Origin of the sequence: Paenibacillus sp. GYB006 (assembly GCF_036577645.1) — a bacterium.
In the GTDB taxonomy this organism is placed as follows: Bacteria; Bacillota; Bacilli; order Paenibacillales; family Paenibacillaceae; genus Paenibacillus.
Window position 1 is genome coordinate 1,072,214 of the sequence record NZ_JARBDA010000001.1, and the last position, 17,966, is coordinate 1,090,179.

The 17,966-nt window shown below is 41.0% G+C and carries 20 protein-coding genes; 17 read left to right on the forward strand and 3 right to left on the reverse strand.

All coding sequences use genetic code 11. The annotated features are described in order from the left end of the window. The first annotated feature begins 113 nt into the window (after positions 1 to 113). The 7 genes from PV403_RS05175 (at position 114) to PV403_RS05200 (ending at position 4,491) form a co-directional block, all read left to right on the forward strand. Complete coding sequence (locus tag PV403_RS05175) at positions 114 to 1,022, forward strand: NAD(P)/FAD-dependent oxidoreductase (RefSeq protein WP_332083739.1); 909 nt, start codon at positions 114 to 116, stop codon at positions 1,020 to 1,022. A gap of 151 nt (positions 1,023 to 1,173) precedes the next feature. Beyond that, positions 1,174 to 1,332: a hypothetical protein gene (locus PV403_RS05180; RefSeq protein ID WP_213532677.1), complete on the forward strand. Its 159-nt coding sequence runs from the start codon at positions 1,174 to 1,176 to the stop codon at positions 1,330 to 1,332. Then, positions 1,310 to 2,167, forward strand: a complete 858-nt coding sequence (locus PV403_RS05185) for a prohibitin family protein (protein ID WP_213532678.1) — start codon at positions 1,310 to 1,312, stop codon at positions 2,165 to 2,167. Before PV403_RS05180 ends, PV403_RS05185 begins: the two co-directional genes overlap by 23 nt. Positions 2,168 to 2,447: 280 nt before the next feature. Continuing rightward, positions 2,448 to 2,786: a DUF3243 domain-containing protein gene (locus PV403_RS05190; RefSeq protein WP_213532679.1), complete on the forward strand. Its 339-nt coding sequence runs from the start codon at positions 2,448 to 2,450 to the stop codon at positions 2,784 to 2,786. 248 nt (positions 2,787 to 3,034) lie between these two features. Beyond that, positions 3,035 to 3,589 (forward strand): hypothetical protein, encoded by a 555-nt coding sequence (locus PV403_RS05195; protein ID WP_332083740.1) that lies wholly within the window; start codon positions 3,035 to 3,037, stop codon positions 3,587 to 3,589. Between the two features lie 124 nt (positions 3,590 to 3,713). Next, complete coding sequence (locus PV403_RS25290) at positions 3,714 to 3,854, forward strand: hypothetical protein (RefSeq protein WP_442951732.1); 141 nt, start codon at positions 3,714 to 3,716, stop codon at positions 3,852 to 3,854. 22 nt (positions 3,855 to 3,876) lie between these two features. Next, positions 3,877 to 4,491, forward strand: coding sequence for a hypothetical protein (locus tag PV403_RS05200; RefSeq protein ID WP_332083741.1), 615 nt, complete (start codon positions 3,877 to 3,879; stop codon positions 4,489 to 4,491). A gap of 118 nt (positions 4,492 to 4,609) precedes the next feature. Here PV403_RS05200 and PV403_RS05205 read toward each other — a convergent pair whose 3' ends face one another. After that, on the reverse strand, positions 4,610 to 5,275 hold the full coding sequence (locus PV403_RS05205; RefSeq protein ID WP_332083742.1) for a hypothetical protein: 666 nt from the start codon (positions 5,273 to 5,275) through the stop codon (positions 4,610 to 4,612). 198 nt (positions 5,276 to 5,473) lie between these two features. Here PV403_RS05205 and PV403_RS05210 point away from each other — a divergent pair, with 198 nt between their 5' ends. Continuing rightward, positions 5,474 to 6,373 (forward strand): NAD(P)/FAD-dependent oxidoreductase, encoded by a 900-nt coding sequence (locus PV403_RS05210; RefSeq protein WP_332083743.1) that lies wholly within the window; start codon positions 5,474 to 5,476, stop codon positions 6,371 to 6,373. A 58-nt stretch (positions 6,374 to 6,431) separates the two neighbouring features. Here PV403_RS05210 and PV403_RS05215 read toward each other — a convergent pair whose 3' ends face one another. After that, positions 6,432 to 6,575 carry a sporulation protein YjcZ gene (locus PV403_RS05215; protein ID WP_191798553.1) on the reverse strand — a complete coding sequence of 48 codons (144 nt, stop codon included), beginning with the start codon at positions 6,573 to 6,575 and terminating at the stop codon, positions 6,432 to 6,434. 309 nt (positions 6,576 to 6,884) lie between these two features. Between PV403_RS05215 and PV403_RS05220 the strand changes: the two genes are divergently transcribed. Beyond that, on the forward strand, positions 6,885 to 8,150 hold the full coding sequence (locus tag PV403_RS05220) for an MFS transporter (RefSeq protein ID WP_332083744.1): 1,266 nt from the start codon (positions 6,885 to 6,887) through the stop codon (positions 8,148 to 8,150). On the opposite strand, the gene PV403_RS05225 is transcribed toward PV403_RS05220, so the two are convergent. Beyond that, entirely contained in the window at positions 8,127 to 9,023 is an 897-nt protein-coding gene (locus PV403_RS05225) for a LysR family transcriptional regulator (protein WP_332083745.1), read from the reverse strand. The genes PV403_RS05220 and PV403_RS05225 overlap by 24 nt on opposite strands. A gap of 161 nt (positions 9,024 to 9,184) precedes the next feature. Between PV403_RS05225 and PV403_RS05230 the strand changes: the two genes are divergently transcribed. From PV403_RS05230 to PV403_RS05265, 8 genes are all read left to right on the forward strand, one after another. Beyond that, entirely contained in the window at positions 9,185 to 10,114 is a 930-nt protein-coding gene (locus PV403_RS05230; protein ID WP_332083746.1) for a DMT family transporter, read from the forward strand. A 112-nt stretch (positions 10,115 to 10,226) separates the two neighbouring features. Then, complete coding sequence (locus tag PV403_RS05235; protein WP_332083747.1) at positions 10,227 to 11,327, forward strand: amidohydrolase/deacetylase family metallohydrolase; 1,101 nt, start codon at positions 10,227 to 10,229, stop codon at positions 11,325 to 11,327. After that, positions 11,308 to 12,411, forward strand: a complete 1,104-nt coding sequence (locus tag PV403_RS05240; RefSeq protein WP_442951730.1) for a DgaE family pyridoxal phosphate-dependent ammonia lyase — start codon at positions 11,308 to 11,310, stop codon at positions 12,409 to 12,411. Before PV403_RS05235 ends, PV403_RS05240 begins: the two co-directional genes overlap by 20 nt. Before the next feature lie 6 nt (positions 12,412 to 12,417). Then, entirely contained in the window at positions 12,418 to 13,179 is a 762-nt protein-coding gene (dagF, locus tag PV403_RS05245; protein ID WP_332083748.1) for a 2-dehydro-3-deoxy-phosphogluconate aldolase, read from the forward strand. Beyond that, positions 13,172 to 14,194 carry a sugar kinase gene (locus tag PV403_RS05250; protein WP_332083804.1) on the forward strand — a complete coding sequence of 341 codons (1,023 nt, stop codon included), beginning with the start codon at positions 13,172 to 13,174 and terminating at the stop codon, positions 14,192 to 14,194. The genes dagF and PV403_RS05250 overlap by 8 nt, the downstream gene beginning before the upstream one ends. Before the next feature lie 7 nt (positions 14,195 to 14,201). Next, complete coding sequence (locus tag PV403_RS05255) at positions 14,202 to 14,918, forward strand: GntR family transcriptional regulator (protein WP_332083749.1); 717 nt, start codon at positions 14,202 to 14,204, stop codon at positions 14,916 to 14,918. Between the two features lie 77 nt (positions 14,919 to 14,995). Next, positions 14,996 to 16,045 carry a substrate-binding domain-containing protein gene (locus PV403_RS05260; RefSeq protein ID WP_332083750.1) on the forward strand — a complete coding sequence of 350 codons (1,050 nt, stop codon included), beginning with the start codon at positions 14,996 to 14,998 and terminating at the stop codon, positions 16,043 to 16,045. Positions 16,046 to 16,541: 496 nt separating this feature from the next. Continuing rightward, positions 16,542 to 17,906 carry an ABC transporter substrate-binding protein gene (locus tag PV403_RS05265; protein ID WP_332083805.1) on the forward strand — a complete coding sequence of 455 codons (1,365 nt, stop codon included), beginning with the start codon at positions 16,542 to 16,544 and terminating at the stop codon, positions 17,904 to 17,906. The last annotated feature ends 60 nt before the right edge of the window (positions 17,907 to 17,966 follow it).

The window sequence follows — 17,966 nt, forward strand, 5'->3', positions numbered from 1 at the left end:
GGTCTCTTTTTTGTTGTTCGTACACCTACGTTTAAAATAAACCAAAATGTTTAAGGATAATGGAGATGATCTTTTGGATAAATAGATAGAACGAGAAAGAAGGTAGGGATAGGATGATACAAGATTGCATTATTGTAGGTGGAGGAATTGCTGGACTTCAAGCGGCTATACAGCTAGGGCGTTACGCGGAGCATAAGGTGCTCGTTATTGATTACGGAGAAGGCAGATCAAGTTTATGCCGAAGCTATCATAATATATTAGGTTTTCCGGACGGAATATCAGGAGAAGAACTTCGGAAGAGAGGAAGACATCAAGCGGAATCCTATGGAATAGAGTTCATTCATGATCGTGTCGTTAAGGCACACAAAGAAGAGGGGGGTTTCACATTAACAGGAGAAAACGGCACAGAATATAAAGCGAAAACACTACTGCTTGCAACCGGATTAACGGATCGTCATCCTGAACTTCCAGGTCTGAAAAATACGCTTGGCATGTCCGTCTATGTGTGCCCAGATTGCGATGGATATGAGATTAAGAATAAAAAAACAATCATAATGGGTTCGGGAACAGCGGGTGCGGGTATGGCTCGTATTCTCTCCAGCAAAACTCCCGATTTGACATACATTAATCATGAGCAGGCGGATATCCCAAGTGAAATTCTTCAAAAACTAAAAGATAAAAAGATTGAGTATATAGAAGAGCCGATTGAAAAAATAGAAGAACAAGAAGATGGGATGATTTCCACTGTTATTTTAATAAATGGGAGAAGAATAGAAGCGGAACGCGGATTTATTGCTTTTGGAAATAACAAAGTTCATTCTGAGCTTGCTGAGCAACTTGGAGCAGAAGTAGCTGACAATAAACATGTAGCAGCTGATGGAAGATCCCGTATGTCCACAGTGGAGAATTTATGGATTGCTGGAGATCTTGGCATTCATTCAGAACAAGCCGCAGTTGCCATGGGTGACGGAGTCTTGTGTGGAATCTGGATCAACAAAACCCTCCATCATATGAAAAAATAAAACGATCCCCCTCAAATAGGAACATCACGTCCTATAGAGGGGTATTTTTTTGATGTTTTTTAATGATGTACCATCAAAAACAGCGTCAGATGTAGTTAGTCATCATTTTGATACATACATATAAAGTAACGTCTATTTAGGAAGTGATCATATGCCGTTTATTGGCGGGATTATTTTAGTCATCATTTTAGCTTTTGTAGTGTGGATGCTGTTAACTCCAGTCTTTACTAAAGTTGGAGAGAAAGTGACGAAGAAATATAAACAATTTACGAAAGAGGAGAGTGCGAATGAAGAATCTAAAGACGTTTAAAATTGGCGGAATCGTGATCGGAGCTGTAATCATTATTGCTTTAATAGTGGTTAGTTTATTTGTAACACGTATCCCAAACGGTTATGTTGGCGTCGTTTATTCACCAAATGGGGGAGTAAAGGATAATACGCTAAGCCAAGGTTGGAAACTGGTAGGGGCATTCGACAAGGTTACTAAATATCCAATTCGTATTCAAACGGTAGAATACAAGGATATTCAGATTGCAACTTCCGATGGTAAAAGTATCACCATTGATTTTGCTTACAACTATCAAGTAGAACCAGATAAGGTATCATCCATTTTTAATAAATTTGGCCCGATTAGTATCGAAGAAATTGAAGACACCTATTTGAAAACAAGATTTCGTGATGCCGCACGTAAAGGAATTTCTAAGTTTACTGTAATTGATGTATACGGAGAGAAATCATCGGATGCAGCAATCGATGTACAACAACGTTTCTCTGATGACGTGGCAGGACTTGGTTTCATTGTTTCCAATGTAACGGTTGGGGTGCCGCAGCCAGATGCCAAAACACAAGAAGCTATTGATAAACGAGTAGAAGCTTCTCAAGAACTTGAACGTAAGACTACGGAGCTTGAGATTGCTAAGAAAGAAGCAGATAGAAAAAGAGTGGAAGCACAGGGTAATGCTGATAAATTGTTAATTGAAGCAGAAGGCCAAGCCAAGGCAAATGAAGTGCTGCTGCAATCATTAACGGATGAATTAGTACAATATGAAACCGTGAAGAAATGGGATGGCGTATTACCGTATGTAAGTGGATCTAACACACCCGTGATCCAGCTGCCTACTCAGAAGGCGGAAACAAGTAAATAGCAATAGGGGGAGGAAACTCCCCTAATACTTTATGCAATACCCTAAGTTCATCACGCAAGATGTATTCCATTTCATTGTGGTTTTCAGAGAACAAGCTGCAGTTGCCATGGGTGACAGAGTCTAATGTGGAATCTGGATCAACAAAACCCTTCGTAAAATAAAAAAATAAAGGAAGTTGTGATTTTCCATAGCTTTTTCTGTTTCAAGGATGGAGACAAGGTTAATAAAAAGTAAGACAAGTTATGGAAAAAAGTAGAATGTGAAATTGGAGTGATATCTGATGTCAGAACAAACACATATGATTAATAAAGATAAAGAAATGAAGCTTGACCAGGTAGAGAACGTGATAGAGCGAATGGATGCCGAGCAGAAAGAAGATATTTTGGAAAGCTTTGATGCGTTCAAACAATATCTTAATAAACGCGTCTCACTCGGTGAATCTCTTGGTCTAAATGAAGAACAGTTGTCAAAAGTAGCCCAAAAAGTAGCGGATATTTTAGCAGCGAAGGAAGAACCGCGTAATCGGGAAGAAAAATTGCTTCAGGAACTTTGGAATGTTGCCGATCCAGAGGAGAAAGATACGCTGGCAAGCATACTTGTGCGGTTTGTTAAAAATTAATCTGGATCATTTGTAGGCGGGTCCCTTAGGGGACCCAAAAAACATTAAAATGAAAATTTATTATATTTTTAATAACAACTTTGAAACTCTTTCATCATTTACAACGTTTATAATATATCTAGAGCTGAAAAGTGCACAGAAATGAAAATTCACCCTGTTTTTGATGGATGTACAGTTTATTCGACTCTAGGAACTAGTCAGATGATTTTCATTAGGGGAATCATGCTGAACATGAGGAGAGATGCAAGATGAAAAAAACAATACTGGCAATAAGTTTATTAAGCGTGATTTTTATGGGTTCCTTTACATATGGAAATTTGAATTATGAGGCATCGACGGTCTTAGCAAAACCATCTAATCCTGAGGTTCAGACTGAAAATAAAGATATAACGGATACAACCAAAGAAACTATTTATATAACAAATATCAATAACATAGAAGGACAACTTGAAATTCAAGCAGATGATATCGAGTGGTTCGAAGGTAAGGCAGCGGATGAAGCTCTTGTAAAGAACGAACCCAATGCTGGCATCGACTATGCACCAGATGGTTATTACATCGTTAATGACGATCCTTCGACTTACGAGCTAAAAGTTGCTCCTGATGCGGAAGTATTGGTGCAAATTTACGACCGTACAGGTCAACCAGAAGATATTGATATCAACTGGAACGAAAAAATCAGTCTTGAAAAATTCATCGCTCTCTACAATCAGAAAGATAACTTAGATATGAGCCAATTCCCTTATCATGTTACCGTTCAAGATGGAGAAGTGATTCAAATCGTTCAGCAGTATATTCCTTAAGTTATAACGTAAGGTTTATTATAAAAGAATAACGAAAAGCCCCTTCCTAATAGGTAAGGGGCTTTTCGTTACAGACTGCAGGCAAACTAGTCAGCTGAATGGGTAGCATTACTTTACCCACGAAATTGGACATGCCCTCGGATTAGCTCATGCATCTACTGGTGTTCCATCAGTTAAGCGTAATCAGTTACAGCGCCATGCAAACGGTTGGTATAAACCACAAACTGATGATATTAATGGTGTAAACAGTTTGTACACACATTAAATGAGATTTATAGGAGGGAATTATGAAGAATTTTATAAGTTTAACATTTAGCGTATTTTTGTGCCTTGCTTTGATAGCATGTTCAGGTGAGAATAATAATGCTCAAACTCCAGATACACCAACAACTTCAGAAACATCAGAAACTACTAGCCAAGTAGATTATGGTCTAATGGACCTAGCTAATATTTATGGAGATATAGGTGGAATAGTAGAAGATTCAGCACTTATCGTTGAAGTAGAAATCCCCGGTACAACAGAGGAAATAACTTACGGTGGTGCCGATTTTGTATTATCTGATGCAACAGTAGTTGATGTGATTTCAGGAGATAGATCATATAGCAATGAAGAGATCGAGTTGTTTGAAGTGAAATCTTTTGATATTAATCGAACCTTAGAAGATGGGAATCGTTTTATATTGTTTCTAGAAAAATATGAAGGACCAGTCTATGAGGAGGAAGCTTTTGTAATTATAGGGGCTTATCAAGGGAAGTTTAACATTGATGAAAACAACAATGTCGAATATAAAGCATCTGAATATAATGGAATCACTACTTTTCAAACCGAAATAACTCCAGTCTCTGTAGAACAATTCAAGCAAGAAATAAAAGATATAGTTAAGGAGCAACAAAAAAATTGAAGTTTTTAAAACGAAATTGATGAATCAATAGCCGTCTTTAATAACGAAAAGCCCCTTCCTACTAGGTAAGGGGCTTTTCGTTATTAAGGCGACGGATAAACATTGTTATGGAAGATTATTAAGGTGTGTCTGTCTCTGTAGTAGTATTTACTGCGCCGTTCTGTGCGGGTCCTCCGAATCCTTCATGAACTTGTATAGATATTGCATTCTGAGTTCCCTCTTCAAGAGTAATATTCACAATGTCGTCAGCTTCTAGTTCGGTTGAAGGCATAGTAGTAGAGTCTGTAATCGTAATTTCCATTGTTTCATCCGTAAATAGATTGTCCATACTTGGCGGTGCAACTCCATCCGCTGGCATTGCAGGGACTGTTCCTTCAGGAGCTTCTCCTTGTTCTGGCGGGGTTCCTGTTCCTGAGCCAGTAGGCACTTCACCTTGCGGAGCTTCACCTTGCGGAGCTTCACCTTGCGGAGCTTCACCTTGTGGAGCTTCGCCTTGTGGAGCTTCACCTGCAGGAGGTTTCCCTCCATTCCCTTCACTTGGCTGGGTAGAAGAAGTATAGATGGTTAGTGTACTTCCTTCGATCGATTTAACTTTACCCAGTAACAGGGTGCCCTGTGTTTCTGAGCCGTTTGCATTTGCAGAAGTGGAAGTATCCGTTTCTGTTACTGCGGATGAATTCGACTGTGCATCGTCTGTAGTTGATCCGCAGCCTGATAACAAGGTGAGAAGTAATGCACTCGCTAGGCTCAAAGACGCAAGGATTGAGCTTTTTTTTCGTTTCATAATCCAATTCTCCTTCAATGTATGTGGTTTTTAAGATTTCATGAGTCTATTTTACGGTGTTCATATGAACTGAACATGTACGGAAATGTAAACTTAGCTGAAAAATCCATGAAACAATAATGAAGTTATAGAGGACGTAGAACGATTACCTACTGCATATAATGCCTAGTGAGATCGCGAGATAAAAGAGGTGTAAATATGTATGATTGTATTATTATCGGGGGAGGACCCGCAGGACTGAGCGCAGCGTTAGTCCTTGGACGATCCATGCGGGAAGTCCTCCTATTTGATCATGGAAAACCAAGACATGCACCTGCCCTTCATTCTCATGGTTTTATAACCAGGGATGGAGTAACACCAGCGGAGTTCAGAAGACTAGCTTATAAGGATCTAAGTGCTTACCCTTCTATAGAAAAGAAAGAGGAAGAAGTAATAGATGTCCGCCATCATCATCGCGGAGGATTTGAAGTGCTGTCTTCCAATGGAACGCGCGAAACAGCCAGAACATTACTTTTAAGCAACGGGATTCAGGAAATATTACCTCAAATCAGAGGCTTAGATTCTTTTTATGGTCAGAGTTTGTTCAGTTGTCCTTACTGTGATGGTTATGAAATAAGAGGGAAGAAGCTTGTTCTCATTACGGAATCTAAGAATGCTTTTGCAACAGCACAGATCATTCAACATTGGAGTAAAGCATTAGTGTTATGTACGAATGGACATTCCATAGTAACACCAGATCAATACCGGATGCTGCAAGTCCGAGGAATCCAGGTAACAGATCAGCCCATTCATCAGTTACTTGGTAAAGATGGCCAATTAGCAGGCATTGTATTTACCAATGGAGATAAGATTTCCTGCGAAGCAGGCTTTGTTACTCCACAGCTGTCACATTCAGGTCATCTTAGCTACAAACTATGTTGCCAATTGAATGACAAAGGAGCCATTCAGACGGATGGTTACGGTCGTACTTCGATTCGCGGAATCTATGCTGCTGGAGATAATTCTGTTATCACACCAACCCAGCTAGTCATTGCCGCAGGAGAAGGAAGTAGGGCGGCAATTGGGATCAACATGGATCTGATTCGTGCTGATTTTTGAGCAAAAGAAAAGAAGACTCCCGTATATTTAAGGGGTCTTCTTTACGATTCTCATCTGCTTAGTAACTGCAAAATGCACTGGCGATAATAACAAGAAGGATAAAGAGTACTAAAATTGCACCAATCGACGACTTAGATCCTCCGCCATATCCAAAATTACTACAACCACAATCGAATCCACCACTACGTTGATCATTGCTCATAAGAACTGACCTCCCTTCAACAACCTCCTGCATCTTATGTATGGAGGGCGGCAGAAGATTGGGCTACTTGATAATCTGCCCGTAATTTGGGCGCGGCTTAACTTTAGGTTGTCATATGAACCAGAATACGTTATGCTAATGGATAAAATTTCTAGGGGGAGATAATAATGAACATTACATGTCTTATGAACAGTAACAAACGACAGAGAATGATGAGAAAAGGAGGAGATCATGATGAACAAAGTTAATGCAGGGCATCCGGTGTAACGTATATAGCCATATGCCCTCTACATAGAGAGGGATGTAACCATGAATTTGTATGCATTTAAAAAGAGACATGCTCACTTTTTGCTCACAAGTATAGGAATTTCTCATATTGGCGATTGGATCTATCTGATTGCTATTAATTTAATGATTCTTCATATGACAGAATCCCCGGCAGCGGTCGGGCTATTGTATATTCTTAGGCCCATTGCTACGATGATTACGGCAGGATTTGCCGGAAGTTTGGTGGATCGGTGGAATACACGGAATATGATGATTTGGCTTGATCTATTTCGGGCTGTTTTGATCCTCGCAGTTCCCTTTTTACCTTCTTTACCTCTTATTTATATCTTCGTATTTCTCATCAGTATGGCTAGTTCTTTGTTCGAACCGGCTTCACTCGCCTTCACCGTTTCTTTAATTCCTACTGCTTTACGTAAGAAATATAATGCATGGGTTTCTTTGACTCAGTCAGGTGCTTATGTTATAGGTCCTGCGGCAGCAGGTGGATTGTTTGCCATTTCCAGCAGTAAAACTGCGATTATGGTAAATGGGATCTCATTTCTATTGTCAGCACTTCTTCTTACAGGTTTACCTAAACTGGGACCTGCCTCTACGCTTGCTCAGGAAGAAGCAGAGCAAAGTCATGGTCATATAACTAAAAAGTGGAGGATACTAAAAAAAGACTGGTGGGTCGTATGGCACTTTAGTAAAACACATGTAAAAGTAATCATGATCTATGGACTATTTCACGGGATCATGATCATGGCTGCTGCTTTGGATTCACTGGAAGTTTCTTTTATAACACAAGTCATTCACAGCAGTGATTCACAGTACAGCATGCTCTTAAGCATCACCGGAATTAGTTTTTTGCTAGGTTCATTTATTCAGACTCGTATGGTAGATAGACTGCATACCATGTCATTGCTGGGCTATGGTGCGTTACTATTTTCAACAGGTTATGTTGTTTACAGTTTTTCACATCATTTGGTTGTTGCAGGTATGGGGTTTGTTATCTTGTCATTCTTCCAAGCCTTTATGAATACAGGTTATTATACATACATCCAGAATGAAATTCCTGTCTCTATGATTGGTAGAGTTACGAGTGTTTACAGCTTAATTCAGTCCTTTCTTGAGATGATTATGATCTGGTTGATTAGCAGGTTTGCTGAATTTCAAAATGTGAAATCAGCCGTCGTTTCCGCTTCATTGCTCCAGTGGATGGTCGCCGTAGTACTGCTAGGTTACTGTATATACTTTATGTTACTTGAACGACGAAAATTAGATTCAACTTCGAGAGTCATCCAGTAAATGTTGTAGACGTAACCAGTCTTGAATTGCTTGGAGAAACCTGCTGGCAGCTGGGGAAAGTTCTGATAATGAAGGGGCCGCAATCCCGATTAGACGGTAGGGTTCTTCTTCAATGGGGATAACACGGACGGTATCAGGGAGTCTGGAAAGTACCATTTCAGGCAAAATGCTGATACCAAGTCCATGTTGAACCATCCCAATGATCGCCTGTTCTTCGGCAATTTCATATTTTATATTCAGCTTTGTTTTATGTTCTTTGATCATCGTCTCAATCTCATCATCACCTCCCCATTTTGGCATAATGAAGGGTTCATTACTCAGCGCAGTAAGAGAAACAGAAGGGGCTTCGGCAAGCGGATGTTCACTTGAAACGATACATACCATGCGATCTTTCTTCAAAGGAATGTTGTCTAGCTGGGATTGTCCTTGCAGTGTAATAAAGCCAAAATCAACGACACCAGAAGTAATCCAGTTTTTAATTTCCGCATAGTCACCTTCTCTCAGTTTAATTTGTATCGCAGGAAATTCTTGGTGAAAAGATTTTATGACACCAGGAAGCCACTGAGAAGAGACGCTGGTAAAGGTACCTACGCGTACTGTGCCTGTCTGAATTCCATGAAGTAAATGAATTTCTTGCTGCAGCATTTCCTGCCACTTTAGAATTTCTCTCATGTATTGGTAGATTCTTTCCCCATTTGTGGTGAGCTGAATTCCAGACTTCGCCCGGATAAGAAGGGGGAATCCGCAGTCTTTTTCTAGGCTTAAAATGGCGTGACTAACAGCAGATTGCGTTAAGTTAAGGATGGTGGCCGCTTTCGTCAAGCTGCCGACTTCAACGACAGTACATAAAATCGCATATTTAGTTATACTCACAACGATTTCTCCTTACATGAAAATGTTTCATGTTATGTATTATAAACATTCATTTTTCTAATGGAAAGACTTGTTATATACTTTGTCTTGCTCTTATGAGAGCGGCTAGCTGACATATATAACAGGGAATAAGGGAGAAGAAGAAAGACATGTTTAGGGGAATGGATACAAAAAAACAAGCGGATTTGCAAATGCTGTTAGTCACTCTTTTATGGGGGTCTTCCTATTTGTTTATGAAAGAAGGTCTAGGCAGTATTCAAGAAATCAACCTAATTGCCTTACGGTTTGGTTTTGCATTTCTGCTGCTTGGTCTATTGTTTTATAAAAAATGGTCTTATGTGACTGTAAGGCTTGTAGGACAAGGATTTATATTAGGTGCAGTTCTGTTTATGGCCTTTGTATTTATAACTTATGGCGTCAAACGGACAAGTACTTCTCAGGCAGGTTTTCTAATCAGTTTATCTGTCGTCTTTGTACCACTGTTTACCTCATTATGGGGACGAAAGCTCCCAAGCAGAAAAATGACAGGGTGCATTATGCTGGCTGTAATCGGAATATCTTTATTAACACTAGATCAAAGATTGAGTATTGGATCAGGAGATCTATTATGTATTCTAGGGGCGATGATGTATGCGGTATATATTATTGTCTCTGGAGTAATGGTGCGAAAAGGTGATGCTATCGTACTCAGTATTTTACAGCTTGGTTTCGCCGGCGGGATTGCTTTCATCTTTTCATTCCTATTTGAACAGCCAAAACTTCCGAATTCAAGCGGAGCATGGATAGCAGTTATGGGGCTGACTATACTGTGCAGTGCAGCAGCTTATACACTTCAAATTCTAGCACAGCGGCATATGACTTCAACGCGTGCAGGACTGATATTCTCACTTGAGCCTGTATTTGCAGCCGGATTTGCTTTTGTTTTCTACGGAGAACGCTTGCCTTGGAATGGGTTCGTTGGTGCGTGTTTAATCTTATCAGGGGTGCTGCTTACAGAGATTACCCCGCGTTTGCCTCAGCGGTTTAGAAAACAAAAACACACAGAACAAATAGGTGTTGAAATAAATCTTAGTGAAGGATCGTCGACATAGACGATCTTTTTATTTTTTCATAAACATTATAACGTTATATTTACCTAATAGGAAAACTGTGTTACCCTAATCTCATAAATAATTAGAAAATATAGGAATAAGGAGGAGTGATATGGGTACAACAATCCTTCGCTCCGTACGAACGGTAGATCATCCAGAACGCTTTGATTTAATAATTAAAGATGGCATAATTGCGGAAAAATCAGCTGCAGGTACAGCGTGTGGAGACGAAATATTGGACTTTAGTGATTTGTTCGTATCCAGCGGCTGGATTGATATGCATGTCCATGCAATGGAAAGTTATCGGCCTTATGGAGATGAAATCGATGAGATTGGAGTACGGCAAGGTGTCACTACCATCGTTGACGCTGGCAGCTGTGGAGCTGATGATATCGGGAAACTGGCTGAGCTGAGTAAAATAACGGCTACGAGGGTACTCTCCTTTCTTAACATTTCGCGCATAGGGCTGGGAGAACGGCAGGATGAGCTTAGTTCTGCAGGATGGATTAATGAGAGGGCAATAGAAACGTCTATTCGTGAGTTGGGTTCCTTTATCGTTGGACTTAAAGCCCGGATCAGCAGAAGTGTGGTTAAGGATGAAGGTATTCGCCCGCTTCATATGGCAAGATCTATGTCTGACAAAACAGGATTGCCTCTTATGGTACATATCGGTTCAGGACCGCCTGGAATCGAAGAAGTGCTGAACTTGCTTCAGAGTAAAGATATCATTACTCATTATTTGAATGGCAAGGAAAATAACGTTCTAGATGGTAAAGGGGAAGTGTTACCTGCTTTGCTTGCTGCTATAAAACGGGGAGTGCATTTAGATGTGGGTCACGGTACCGCAAGCTTCTCTTATCAGGTAGCGGAAAGGGTGAAAAAATCGGGCATTCATCCGGGTACGATCAGCTCCGATATATACCGGGGTAATCGAATAAATGGCCCTGTACATAGCTTAGCTGAGGTCATGAGCAAATTTTTACTACTTGGCTATTCTCTAACGGATATCGTTAATGCGGTTACAGTGCAAGCTGCGACTTGGCTGAAGCGGCCTGAACTCGGACGAATTCAAGTAGGGGATAAAGCGAACCTCACTTTATTTAGACTTGTTCAAGGACAATATTTATTGGCCGATTCCATGGGCGAGATTCGTAACACACAGACAATAATTGAAACGAAGGGAGCAATTATCGGTGACAAGTTCTATTCTTGAGCAATACGGATTAAAACGTGTAATTAATGCAAGTGGGAGAATGAGTATTCTTGGCGTATCGGCACCAACAGACACGGTTATGGAGGCAATGAAACAGGGTGGGCAGCAGTACGTAGAAATTGCGGATCTGACGAACAAAGCAGGAGATCACATTGCATGTGTATTAGGCTCGGAGTCAGCAGTTGTAGTGAATTCCGCATCAAGCGGGATCGCCCTTTCGGTCGCTGCAATGGTTACCCAAGGAAACAAGAGAAAAAGCGAAAAATTACATCAGGAACCCATTCAAAAGAATGAAATCGTTATGCTGAAAGGTCATAATGTGCAGTACGGGGCCCCGGTTGAAACGATGGTTTATCTTGGCGGGGGCAAACTTCTGGAAGTTGGTTACGCGAACGAAGGGAAAAAGGAACATATCGAAGAAGCAATTAATGAGCGAACAGCCGCTATTTTATATGTCAAATCCCATCATTGTGTCCAGAAAAATATGATATCCGCAGAGGAAGTCTATGAAGTAGCACAAATGTACCAAATTCCTCTCATTATTGATGCAGCAGCAGAAGAAGATTTGACGAGCTATGTCCGGATATCGGACCTGGTTATATTTAGCGGATCCAAAGCGATTGAAGGTCCTACTTCGGGGATTGTAGCAGGCAAAAAGCAGTATATAGATTGGTTGAAAGTTCAGCTGTCCGGTATTGGGCGGAGTATGAAAGTGGGGAAAGAAACGACGTTTGGACTGCTGAAAGCATTAGACGAATACCAGATGAAAACAGACAAAAGTGATCAGGAGAAACAAGAACTGCAGCAGCTTGCTCCTCTTTCCAAACTTAATGGAGTAGAGATGTCGATCGTACAAGATGAAGCAGGCAGACTTATATATCGCGGTCGTATTCGGATTCAGGAACAGATAACAGGAATTAGCGCTGCTGAGGTTGCAGAGCAGCTTCGTACTGGAGAGATAGCAATTTATACCCGTGATTACGGGGTAAGACAGGGCTATTTTGATATCGATCCAAGATCGCTAAAAGAAGATGATATGAACATCATTTACTCACGTATTCATCAAATTATATCGGGGGAATAGAGCTATATGACGACTATGGAGAAACGTTTATATAAAGGCAGGGCGGCCCTGAATGTACTGGCTGGCAGTGTGCAAAATGCCAAAGAAATCTTTGAAGCAGCGGATGGATATGTAGTCATCGGTGTTTTATCTAAAAATTATCCAGATGCAAGTTCTGCAGTGGAAGCAATGAAACAATATGGGGAAGTATGTGAAGATGCAGTATCCATTGGACTTGGTGCAGGGGATCCAAGACAGTCTGAAGTTGTAACTGAAATTGCAAGAGAATATGCGGGTACACATATCAACCAAGTGTTTACTGGAGTAGGTGCAACTCGTGCGAGTCTGAACGGAAAAGCAAGCTGGATTAACAGCCTTGTTTCTCCTTGTGGAAAACCGGGGTATGTAAATCTCTCGACAGGCCCACTAAGTTCTTCTGCCGCGGAGAAGGCCATTGTACCTGTGGAAGCAGCCATAGCTCTTGTATCTGATATGGGCGGAAATGCATTGAAGTATTATCCAATGAACGGACTGGATACAAAAGAAGAATATATGGCTGTAGCGAGTGCTTGTGCCAAAGCAGGATTTGCACTAGAACCAACCGGAGGAATAGATAAAGAGAATTTCCGTGAAATTCTAAAGATTGCACTAAAAGCCGGAGTCCCTGCAGTGATTCCTCACGTATATTCATCCATTATTGACAAAACGACAGGTCAGACGATCATTCAGGATGTTCAAGAGCTAACGAATATTCTCAAGTTCGAGGTGGATGCTTATGACAATGGGTAACCGTAAGCAGATTACATCATTTGGAGAAGTCATGATGCGGCTGGAGATTCCCTCCCATCTGACTTTGAGTCAAAGCCGCTCGCTGAACTATTCCTTCTCGGGAACGGGAGTCAATGTGGTTGCAGCTCTTATAAAGCTTGGGCATAAAGGCGCTATCGTAACCACACTGCCTGCCAATTCATTAGGAGATGCTGCAGAGGCAGCTCTTCGAGGACTCGGTTTTGATATGAAGTACGTACGAAGGGATGGGCAGCTGCTCGGATCTTATTTTCTTGAAACAGGATATGGGTCTAGAAAAAGTAAAGTAACCTATGCAAGCCGTGTCAATAGTGCGTTTAACACAACTTCACATCATGCTTACACAGACTTATCTTTTGCTGAAGACAGTCATTATTTTCATCTATGCGGGATTGGACTCGCGATGAATGAAGAGATGAGATACATAATGAAAACACTGGCAAACGTGGTAAAATCAAAAGGCGGATCCGTCATCTTTGATTGCAACTTTCGGGCATCTCTATGGTCAGAGGAGGATAAGAAGCAGGCGAAGACTCATTACGAAGATATGCTGCATCTTGCCGATATTGTGATGATGAACGAACGTGATGCAATCTCTTTGCTAGGATATAAGTCATCTTCTGCTGACCGAATAGAGCAAATCAAGGAACTTATTCCACAGATTGCGAAAGATTATGATATTCGTGTCATTTCGGGAACACAGAGAACGATTGAAGCAGACAGCCATTATATCCAAGGTTTTTTATATCACAAAGATAAAGGGCTTACGTTTGGAAAACCGATGAAGGTACAAGTCCTTGACCGAATTGGTGCAGGGGATGCCTATACTGCTGGCGTGATTCATGGGGAGATTTGTGGATACGATCCAGGGTACACGGTTCAGTATGCAACCGCTGCTTCCGTCCTTGCCCATACCATCGTCGGAGATACAGCTCCGTCTTCAGAAGAGGATATTCTTCAGGTGATGAATGAGCAAGTGTTAGATATTGAAAGGTAGTGATTCTGTGTCCCTGTCAAGAAAAAAAGGGCCGCTTTATTTACAGCTGAAAAAAACGATTCGTGATCGCATTGTTCACGGCATATATCCAGTGGGTTCACTTATTCCCTCAGAACCGCAATTGGAAGAAGAATTTAAAGTGAGTAAAATGACGGTGCGCAATGCGATTCAGGAGTTAAAACAAGAGGGGTATGTACAGAAACAGAGCGGAGTCGGTACGACGGTGCTTCGAAATGCGGCTTCACCTCCACTATCCAAAGGTAAGAGATTTACAGAAATCCTGGTGGAGCAAGGGGATCGAATTGATAAGAAATTAATTGATAAAAAAGTGGAGCAAAACCGTCCAGACAGCGAGGCATACCATTTATTCGGCCCCTCATGTCTCTGCATAAAGCGACTTTACTATTTGAATGAAGTACCTTATATCTTTTATGAACACCGAGTTTCACCTGGAGTAGCAGGCAGACTAGACTGGATTCAGGGTGCTGATTTTTCTTTGTATGAGTGGCTGGAAGAGCAAAATCTCGTAGCGGAACGTTATCAGGATCAATTTACGATTGGTCCGCTGCCTGCAGAGGTTGCCGGGGAACTTGCGATGCAAGAAGGCCAGATCGTGCTTCAAAGACATCGGTATACGTATGATGAGAGGAATCATGCCATAGAGTGGAGTATTGGTTACTATAACACAAATCTAAAGCCGTACATTGTAGATTATCAGACATAGAGTAGGCTTCTTACTCTGGAATATGATAAGATGTCGCTATATTGTGAACATTTTGACCATAGAAAACAGGTGAGAAGATGCGAAAAAAAGTGACAATGCAGCAAATCGCGGATACGGTCGGTGTGTCTAAATTCGCTGTATCTAGAGCACTCACAGGCAAATCTGGAGTTAGCGAACAAACAAGAGATAAGATCATTCGTACGGCGGGACAGCTGGGTTATTTTAAGAATGGATTTGGCGGTGCTTCAAGAGTTGCTGCATTAGAGCAGGAAAAGGAGAAAGAGTTAACCCCCGAATGGCGAAAACAGACGGGTACAGTCTTGGTTCTATTTCCGAATATAAGATATCAGAACAAAGATTCTCTGTACTGGGGTCCTATGTTCGAAGGCATATCTGCTAGGCTCAATGAGAAGGGATTCGATATTCTGACCTTAACTGAACCTTCTTCAGATAAAGTGTTTTCGTTACTTAATCCCGATGCAATTCAAGGAGTAATCACGGTGGGTGCTGTATCTTCTGCGTTATTGCTTGAATTTCAGCGCATGCAGATTCCGGTTGTGATGTTAGATCATTCGGATTCCGCATTTCACTGTGACACCGTTTTTAGTGACAATATTAGTCTCATGAGAGAGATGATGAATCAACTAATTGCAACCGGTTATCGCAAGTTTCAGTTTGTAGGGAATATTTATGATGCACCCAGCTTTTTAGAACGATGGACGGCGTTTCGAATGACTCTCGATGAGCATAACATTCCTTTAGAGCAGAACATGAAATTGTTCCACGAAGAAACGGAGGGACTCATGGGAGCGGTAAGTGAGATTCCCAAAAGTCAGCTTCCCGAAGTATTTGTGTGTGTAAATGATTCAACCGCACTGTTTGTCCTGGAGCAATTATCCAACCAAGATGTGTCCGTACCGGAAGATTGCGCTGTGACGGGTTTTGATAATGTGGAAACAGATCTTCCGCTGCTGGCTACAGTTGATGTGAATAAGTCATTACTTGGAAGAAGGGCAGTGGATCAATTGTTATGGAGAGTAGATCATCCGTCTTTGCCGGTGGAACGTCTTCTGATCCATGCAGATCTCATATTCAGGGATACATATATGACAGCAAAAAGAGGATAAGCTAACCATACGAGAACCATTAGTGATGGAATATATTTTCCATGATTAATGGTTTTTTTGCTTTTTGTTTTCTTTAAAATTGATAACAAAAAAGATAATGAATCAATTTTGTTATGTATCATAAATGACCCGATCGGGATATGAAATCTGTAATTAGAATTCATGAATTAGTTAAATGTATAAATATCACCGGGAACTTGAAGGATCTAACCTGTCATAATATAGACAAAGTTATAAAGATAGAGACCTACAAGATGGTTGTATGCTCGCCACAAGAAAAAACTAAAAACATGATAAAAAATACAGATACATACTATTTGGATAACAAAATACCACCTGTGTAAAATATTGTTTGACTAACATTAGATAGTGGTGTTATTGTTGTTTTGTAAAATGATTCCACTGATTTTTAAGGGTGCGATCATTTTTAGATAACAGTTAGCTATACTGTAATAAGGTGTCATCATTACGAAGGGGGCTATGTACTTTGAGAAACATGAAAGCGCTTTTAATTCTATTGTTGGTGTCGTGTTTTGTGATTGTAGCCGGATGCAGCGGAGGAAAAACAGCAGAAAATCCAGCTCCGCAAAAAGAAGTGGAAGAAAAAACTCCAGAAAAGACGGAAGAACCACAAGCACCTGCTGTTGATCTTGGTGGTAGAACAATCAAGCTGTCAGCATGGTGGGACCTTGCACCTACCGATGCAGATGCTACAGGGCAAGCATTGGTTGAGCAACAGAAGAAAGTAGAAGAAAAGTATAATGTGAAAATCGAATACGTTAACGTACCTTTTGAAGAGTACATGGATAAGTTTACTACATCCGTTCTTGCAGGGGAACCATTCTCCGATATTGCCTTCCTTGAATACAAAAGTGCCTTGCCAACCATTCTGAAAGGCCAGCTTCTCAAAATTTCTGAATTTACAACACCAAACTCTAGTATAAACACGGATCAGCGGCTAGCTAATCCAGCACCACCGCTTCTTGGAGAGTTATACGCTTTCAATGGCGGAGTCAAAGGAAACGGGGGTCATGGAATTCATTATAATCGTGACCTATTTGAAAAACTTGGGCTTCCTGACCTCCAACAATTGTATGACAATGGCGAGTGGACCTGGAGTAAATTCCTTGAAATAGCCAAACAAGCAACGAAAGATACAAATAACGACGGAAAAATGGATACTTATGGATTCTCTGGATGGGCAGCTGTAGTCGGACGTAACTTTATTGCAGCAAATGGTGGAAACACTGTTCTCGATCCAGAAGATGGGGAATCGAATGCTAAAGAAGGGTTTACAGATCCAAAAGCAATTGAAGCCATTGAATTCTTGGCATCTTTATATAGCAACAATGTAGTAAAAGTGAAAACGGGAGACAAAGTGAATTGGGAAGAAGGCGACACCTTTAAAGACGGAGACGTTGCGATGTTCCATGGAGCACAGTGGATGATCGGTGATCTGAACTTTGAAGTTGGTGTTGTCCCTTATCCAGTCGGACCACAAGGAAGCCCGGAAGTCACTTATGCGGATACAGGTTTGAATGCATATTTCATTCCGAAAGGCGTAAAAGATCCAGAAGCGGTATATCAAGTGTTTGAAGAACTATTTGACGTTCCTCAATTAGAAGAGTATCCAACGCAAAACTATTTGGAGAGCTTATACTCCACGGAAGATGACACACGTATTATTCGTGAACATATTACAGGCACAGGACTTGTAGGGTTGGATGAAGCTTACCCAGAGTATCCATTCAATGATTTTATTGCTGATGTGATTGTGAATAATGCCTCCGTTGCATCTGCAGCAGAGAAATTTAAACAACAGGCGCAAGCTTCGATCGACAAGCTGGGAGCAGCCAAATAAGTATGAAGTTTAGCAATCTACGAGAACAGGGGAGCGTTATTAAAACTAGCTCCCTTTTCC